Source organism: Arthrobacter sp. 3Tela_A (genome assembly GCF_049311025.1).
Lineage (GTDB): Bacteria > Actinomycetota > Actinomycetes > Actinomycetales > Micrococcaceae > Arthrobacter_B.
Map to the genome: position 1 here is coordinate 45,275 of NZ_JAXIOM010000020.1, position 7,222 is coordinate 52,496.

Genomic DNA, 7,222 nt, shown 5'->3' on the forward strand with positions numbered 1-7,222 from the left:
TCAGTCCCACCATCTAAGCCCAAGGAGCACACGTGCAGACCACGCAGCACTGGATCAACGGCGCCTTCACGGCACCGGCAGACACCCGCCTCGCCGACGTGACCAACCCGGCCACCGGCAAGACCACCTCCCGGGTGGCCCTGGCCAGCGAGGAAACCGTCAACGAGGCCGTTGCAGCCGCAGCTGCCGCCTTCCCGGCCTGGCGCGACACCTCCCTGGCCCGCCGCGTGCAGATCCTCTTCAACTTCCGCGAGCTGCTCAACGCCCGCAAGCCGGAACTGGCTGCAATCATCACCGCCGAGCACGGCAAGGTCCTCGACGACGCACTGGGCGAAATCAGCCGCGGCCAGGAAGTCGTCGAATTCGCCTGCGGCATCCCCCACCTGCTCAAAGGCGGCTTCACGGAGAACGCCTCCACCAAGGTGGACGTACACTCCATCCGCCAGCCGGTTGGCCCCGCAGCCATCATCAGCCCGTTCAACTTCCCGGCCATGGTTCCCATGTGGTTCTTCCCGGTTGCAATCGCCACCGGCAACACCGTGGTGGTCAAGCCCAGCGAGAAGGACCCCACAGCAGTCAACTGGGTCGCCGAACTCTGGAAGGAAGCCGGCCTGCCGGACGGCGTCTTCAACGTGGTCCACGGCGACAAGGTTGCCGTGGATACCCTGCTGCACCACCCGGACATCAAGTCCGTCTCCTTTGTGGGTTCCACCCCGATTGCCCAGTACGTCTACCGCGAAGGCACCGCCAGCGGAAAGCGCGTCCAGGCCCTGGGCGGCGCCAAGAACCACATGATCGTCCTGCCCGACGCCGACCTGGACCTGGCTGCCGACGCCGCGGTCAACGCCGGTTTCGGCTCCGCCGGCGAACGCTGCATGGCCATCTCCGCCCTCGTCGCCGTCGGACCGGTCGGTGACGAGCTCGTTGCCAAGATCGCCGAGCGCACCCGCACCCTGCGCATTGGCGACGGCCTGCGCGGCACCGACATGGGTCCGCTGGTCACCTCAGCCCACCGTGACAAGGTGGCCAGCTACATCGACGCCGGCGAAGCCGCCGGAGCCACTGTTGTCCTGGACGGACGCAAGGTGGAAGCCGATGCCGACGGAGAAGGCTTCTTCCTCGGCCCGACCCTGTTCGACAATGTCACCCCGGACATGTCCATCTACACCGATGAGATCTTCGGCCCCGTCCTCTCCGTGGTCCGCGCCGAAAGCTACGACGAGGCGCTCGCCCTCATCAACGCCAACCAGTACGGCAACGGCACCGCGATCTTCACCAACGACGGCGGCGCCGCCCGCCGCTTCCAGAACGAAGTCCAGGTGGGCATGGTCGGCATCAACGTTCCGATCCCCGTGCCCATGGCGTACTACTCCTTCGGCGGCTGGAAGAACTCGCTCTTCGGCGACTCCCACGCCCACGGCACCGAGGGCGTTCACTTCTTCACCCGCGGCAAGGTTGTCACCACCCGCTGGCTCGACCCCAGCCACGGCGGCCTGAACCTCGGTTTCCCGCAGAACGCCTAGGCCCCAGGAAGGATTCGATCATGAGCACCACCGCAGAACCGGCAGTCTCCGAAGAGGAACTGGCCGCAGGACGCCGTGCCTGGGAACTGGACCGCAAGCACGTGTTCCACTCCTGGTCCGCGCAGAAGCAGATCAACCCGATGACCATCACCCGTGCCGAAGGGTCCTGGGTCTGGGACGGAGAAGGCCGCAAGCTGCTGGACTTCTCCTCCCAGCTGGTCAACACCAACATTGGCCACCAGCATCCCAAGGTCGTTGCAGCGATCCAGGAGCAGGCCGCTAAGCTGTGCACCGTTGCCCCGCAGTACGTTAACGATGCCCGGTCCGAAGCCGCACGGCTGATCTCCGAACTGACCCCGGGGAACCTGGACACGGTGTTCTTCACCAACGGCGGCGCCGACGCCATTGAGCACGCCATCCGCATGGCACGCCTGCACACCGGCCGCTACAAGGTTCTCTCTGCCTACCGCTCCTACCACGGCGGCACGGCACTGGCAGTAAACGTCACGGGTGATCCGCGCCGGATTCCCAACGACTACGGCACTTCGGGAACCGTGCACTTCCACATTCCGTTCCTGTACCGCAGCCAGTTCCACGCCACCACGCAGGAAGAGGAAGTCCAGCGCGCACTGGACCACCTGGAGCAGCTCATCCTGCTTGAAGGTGCAGGCGCCTTCGCTGCCCTGGTGCTGGAGTCAATCCCGGGAACCGCCGGCATCATGGTTCCTCCGCCCGGTTACCTCGCCGGTGTCCGGGAGCTGACCCGCAAGTACGGAATTGTGTTCATTGCCGACGAAGTCATGGCCGGCTTCGGCCGGTCCGGCAAGTGGTTCGCCGTGGAGCACGCGGACGGCGTGGAGCCTGACCTGCTCACCTTCGCCAAGGGTGTGAACTCCGGCTATGTCCCGCTGGGCGGCGTGGCAATCTCCGACGAGATCGCCGCGACGTTCGCCAGCTCGGCCTACCCGGGCGGCCTGACCTACTCCGGCCACCCCCTGGCCTGCGCCGCAGCAGTAGCCACCATCAACGCCATGCGCGAAGAGGGCATGGTGGAGAACGCCGCCCGGCTGGGGGAAACGGTGTTTGGTCCGGGCCTGGCCGAACTGGCGCAGAAGCATGCCAGCGTCGGCGAGATCCGCGGAACCGGCGCGTTCTGGGCCATCGAGTTCGTCAAGAACCGCGAAACCCGCGAACCGCTGGCACCGTACGGCGGTTCCAGCCCGGCCATGAACGAACTCATTGGCGCCTGCAAGGAACACGGACTCCTGCCGTTCGCGAACTTCAACCGCATTCATGTGGTGCCGCCGCTGAACATCACCGAGGAAGAGGCCCGCACCGGCCTGGGCATCCTCGATGACGTCATGGCGATCGCGGACGGCTACACGGAGTAGCCGGACTCAGGCAAATCCAGCGGCGGGATCCCTCCGGGGTCCCGCCGCTGGTTTAGGGCAGCTGCGGCGGTATCCGGTAGGACGGCACTGGTGCGGAAACGGAGGGTGTTTCGCGCCCGTAAACACTTTCAGCAACTTCCTACTCACCGTTGACAAGCCTGCCGGCCTCCCGTTTTATAAGAACAGTCTTGACCGATGAATGGCATTCATTTTAGGTGCCTGGTCCGGAATAGCGCTGGGCTATTTCCGATAATGACCAAAGTGGAATAACGAGGTTTCTGTGCCACAGTTCGACTGGATTTTCCATTCCGGAGCAGTCTTTGACGGCCACCGGCTGGTTTCCGGGGCCACCGCGGTGGCGGTCTCCGACGGCGTCGTCTCAGCCGTGGGAACCGATGCGGAACTCCGCGCCCTCTCCGGGCCCGCCACGCAGACCGTTGACCTTGCCGGCCGCCTGATCACGCCCGGTTTCACCGACGCGCACATCCACGCCGCCTACGCGGGCGTGGAACGTCTGGGCTGCGACCTGGCAGAGCTCAGCGGCGCCGCAGCCTGCCTGGAACGCATCGCCGAACACGCCCGGCGCCCGGCCGCCGCGGATAACCCCCAGGGCTGGGTCACCGGCGGCGGCTGGTACAAAGGCGATTTTCCCGGCGGCTACCCGGACCGGCACACGCTCGACGCCGTCGTACCCCACCGCCCGGTCTACCTGATCAACAGCGACCATCACAGCGCCTGGGTGAACACCCGTGCCCTTGAACTCGCAGGCATTGACGCCTCAACGCCGGACCCCGCCGACGGACGCATCGAACGCGGCGGGGACGGATTCCCCTCCGGCACCCTGCACGAAGGTGCCATGGACCTGGTGGCACACGTGCTGCCGCCGGTCACCGACCAGCTGCTCGCTGACGGGATCCTCCATGCCCAGGAACACCTGTTCTCCGTGGGCGTCACCGGCTGGCAGGAAGCCATCCTGGGCAGTTACGGCGGCTACCCCGACGCCTCAGCGGCATACCGTTCCCTAGCCGCCGGCGGCAGGCTCAAAGCACGCGCCACCGGTGCACTGTGGGTCCCGCGGGACACCACCGTGGACTCCGTTCCGGACCTGGTCCAGTCCTTCGTGGAACGCCGCAGCGCAAACGCAGCCGCCGGGTTCAGCACCGTGAGCGCCAAGATCATGGTGGACGGAGTTCCGGAAAACTACACCGCCGCCATGCTTGACCCCTACCTGCGGCCCTGCGCATGTGCCGACGACGCCCCCGAGCGGGGTCTGCTTTACCTCTCCCCCGACGTCCTGACGGCCGTCTCCGTGGCCCTGGACGAGGCCGGGTTCGACCTGCACATGCACGTCATCGGCGACCGGGCGGTACGTACCGGACTCGACGCCGTCGCCGCAGCGCGCGCTGCCAACCCCGGTTCGGCAGGCAGGCACCACATGGCCCACCTGCAGATCATCCATCCCCGGGACGTTGCCCGGTTCGCCGAACTCGGCGTCACCGTCAACGCCCAGGCGCTCTGGGCCTGCAACGATGACCAGATGCGGGAGCTGACCGTTCCGCTGCTCGGCGATGAACGCGCCGGCTGGCAGTACCCGTTTGCCGGGCTGCAGGCCGCGGGCGCCCGCCTGGCCATGGGATCGGACTGGCCCGTCTCCACTCCGGATCCCTGGCAGGCCATCCACGTAGCGGTTAACCGGGCCCACCCGGACTACCCCGGCGCCCCGCCGCTGCTCCCCGACCAGGCACTCTCCCTGGAGACTTCGCTGGCCGCCTATACCTCCGGTTCAGCCTGGCTCAACCGTGCCCGCGGCGGAACCCTGGCTCCGGGCGAACCCGCCGACCTGCTGGTTCATTCGGCCAACCCCTTCGAACTGGCCCCCGACGAGCTGTCTGCCATGCAGACCGAGATCGTGCTGGTTGCCGGCGAACCTGTCTTTGTCCGTTCCAGCGCCGATGCCGGCGCACCCATGCTTTCGAGGACCACCCCATGATGACCGTGTATGAGCTCGCCGAATCCCGGTACGGCCGGCCGCGTGCCGCCAAAGCCCTGGCCGGGGCCTCCCGGGGAGCGTACTGGCTCGATGACCCGGAGCGGCCCGACGCCCTGCCTGCCCTCGCCAAAGACACCACCGCGGACCTGGCCGTGGTCGGCGGCGGCTACACCGGACTCTGGACGGCCCTGATGGCCAAAGAACGGGACCCGAACCGCCGCGTGGTGCTGCTGGAAGCTTCCCGTGTTGCCTGGGCGGCCTCGGGGCGCAACGGAGGATTCTGCGAAGCATCCCTGACCCACGGCGAATCAAACGGCATCAAGCACCTGCCGGATGAAGCCGAACAGCTGGACCGGCTGGGGCGGGAGAACCTGCGCGAGATAGCCGAGACCGTAGAACGGTACGGCATCGACTGCGGCTTCGAGCTCACCGGAAGCCTGTCCGTGGCCACCGAGGCGCATCAGGTGGACTGGCTGGCCGAGGAAGCCGATCCGGAGAACCCGGACCTGGTGTTCCTGGACCGCGAGGCGGTGCGCAAGGAAGTCGATTCCCCGCTCTACCTCGCCGGGCTCTGGGACCGGACCAGCACCGCACTGGTGAACCCGGCCCGGCTCGCCTGGGGACTGCAGCGCGCAGCCCTGGCCGCCGGCGTCGAAATCTATGAGAACACCCCGGTGCGGGACCTGCAGAACGCCGGCAGCAAGGTCCGGGTCCTGGCCGACGGCGGAACCGTCACCGCCGCCCGCGTGGCACTGGCCACCAACGTCTTCCCTTCCCTGCTCAAGCGCACCCGCCTCTACACCGTGCCGGTCTACGACTATGCCCTGATGACCGAACCGCTGACGCAGGTACAGCTGGCCGAAATCGGCTGGCACAACCGTCAGGGACTGAGCGACCTGAACAACCGGTTCCACTACTACCGGCTCACCACGGACCGTGACGGCGCAGCACGGATCCTCTTTGGCGGTTACGACGCCGTCTACAACTACGGCCGCACGATGAAACCGGAGTACGAACACCGGCAGGAAACCTACGAGCGGCTCGCCGCGCACTTCGCCGCCACCTTCCCCCAGCTCGCGGACATCCGGTTCAGCCACGCCTGGGGCGGCGCCATCGATACCTGCAGCCGCTTCTTCGCCTTCTTCAGCACCGCACACCGCGGCAAGGTCGCCTACTCGGCGGGCTATACCGGCCTTGGCGTCGGAGCCACCCGCTTCGGTGCCAATGTCATGCTGGACCTGCTGTCCGGTGAGAAAACCGAACGAACGGAGCTTCAGATGGTCAAACGCAAACCCATTCCCTTCCCGCCCGAGCCCGTCGCCTGGCTGGGAGTGAAAATCACCACCGCCGCCATGGTCCGCGCGGACCGCCGGCAGGGCCGCCGGGGCCCCTGGCTGAAGGCCATGGACGCCGTGGGAATGGGGTTCGATTCATGAGCACCCTGACTTCCCTGCCGGCAGGCGTCCCCGTCCACCCCGATGCCCTGGACCTGGAGCATGAACCAGTCCCCGCTGAGGCAGTCGCCTCCGGCTCCCCGGCCACCGGCCTGCACCCGCTGGGCAGTTTCGGCGGGGTGAATCTGGGCGTTTGGGAAATGACCGAAGGCGGGATGTTCGACACCGAAGCGGACGAGGTGTTCCTGGTCCTCTCCGGCACCGCGACCGTCGAATTCCTGGCTGAGGACGGCTCCGCGGCCGCCACCGCGTCACTCGCCCCGCACACCCTGATGCGCCTCGCCGCCGGAACCCGCACCCGCTGGACCGTCACCGAGACGCTCCGCAAGGTTTACCTGACCGCCTAGCCGTACCCGGAGGGGCAGATTGCTGCCCGGCCGCTCCCAGCACCACACACCACTTACACGGAGTTTCAAATGCACCAGTTTTCCGAAGGACACCTCTTCATCAACGGCAGCTACCGGCAGGGCCGGGGAGAGGAAGCCAAGCGGATCAACCCGGCAACCGGGAACGTCGACGAGACCATCCGCTACGCGGACTCCGCTGACGTGGACGACGCCGTTGCTGCCGCCAAGGCAGCTTTTGCCGGCTGGTCCCGCCGCACTCCTGGCGAGCGCGCCGAGGCGATGCTGGCGCTGGCCGCCGAACTGGACAGGCGCTCCCCCGAGCTCGCCGAACTGGAGACCGCGCAGACCGGCAAATCCATCCGGATGTCCACCGAGTTCGACGTGCCGGGCACCGTGGACAATGTGTCCTTCTTCGCCGGGGCTGCCCGCCAGCTCCACGGCCTGGCCCCCGGCCCGAAAGGCGCCCGCCGCCCCCCCCAAAGCCCCCCCCCCCCGGCGCCCCCCCCCGCCCCCGCAG

The 7,222-nt window shown here is 67.3% G+C and carries 6 protein-coding genes; all 6 read left to right on the forward strand.

From position 1 onward, the window contains the following. The first annotated feature begins 32 nt into the window (after positions 1-32). Positions 33-1,523 (forward strand): CoA-acylating methylmalonate-semialdehyde dehydrogenase, encoded by a 1,491-nt coding sequence (locus TVC13_RS08170; protein ID WP_422400720.1) that lies wholly within the window; start codon positions 33-35, stop codon positions 1,521-1,523. Positions 1,524-1,543: 20 nt separating this feature from the next. Next, positions 1,544-2,914: an aspartate aminotransferase family protein gene (locus TVC13_RS08175; RefSeq protein WP_422400721.1), complete on the forward strand. Its 1,371-nt coding sequence runs from the start codon at positions 1,544-1,546 to the stop codon at positions 2,912-2,914. 280 nt (positions 2,915-3,194) lie between these two features. Then, positions 3,195-4,904: an amidohydrolase gene (locus tag TVC13_RS08180; protein ID WP_422400722.1), complete on the forward strand. Its 1,710-nt coding sequence runs from the start codon at positions 3,195-3,197 to the stop codon at positions 4,902-4,904. Then, a complete protein-coding gene (locus TVC13_RS08185) occupies positions 4,901-6,340 on the forward strand; it encodes an NAD(P)/FAD-dependent oxidoreductase (RefSeq protein ID WP_422400723.1) in 1,440 nt (479 codons plus the stop codon). The genes TVC13_RS08180 and TVC13_RS08185 overlap by 4 nt, the downstream gene beginning before the upstream one ends. Then, entirely contained in the window at positions 6,337-6,705 is a 369-nt protein-coding gene (locus TVC13_RS08190) for a cupin domain-containing protein (protein WP_422400724.1), read from the forward strand. The genes TVC13_RS08185 and TVC13_RS08190 overlap by 4 nt, the downstream gene beginning before the upstream one ends. Before the next feature lie 69 nt (positions 6,706-6,774). Beyond that, positions 6,775-7,222 (forward strand): aldehyde dehydrogenase family protein (locus TVC13_RS08195; RefSeq protein ID WP_422400725.1); only part of this gene is annotated, 448 nt, incomplete at its 3' end.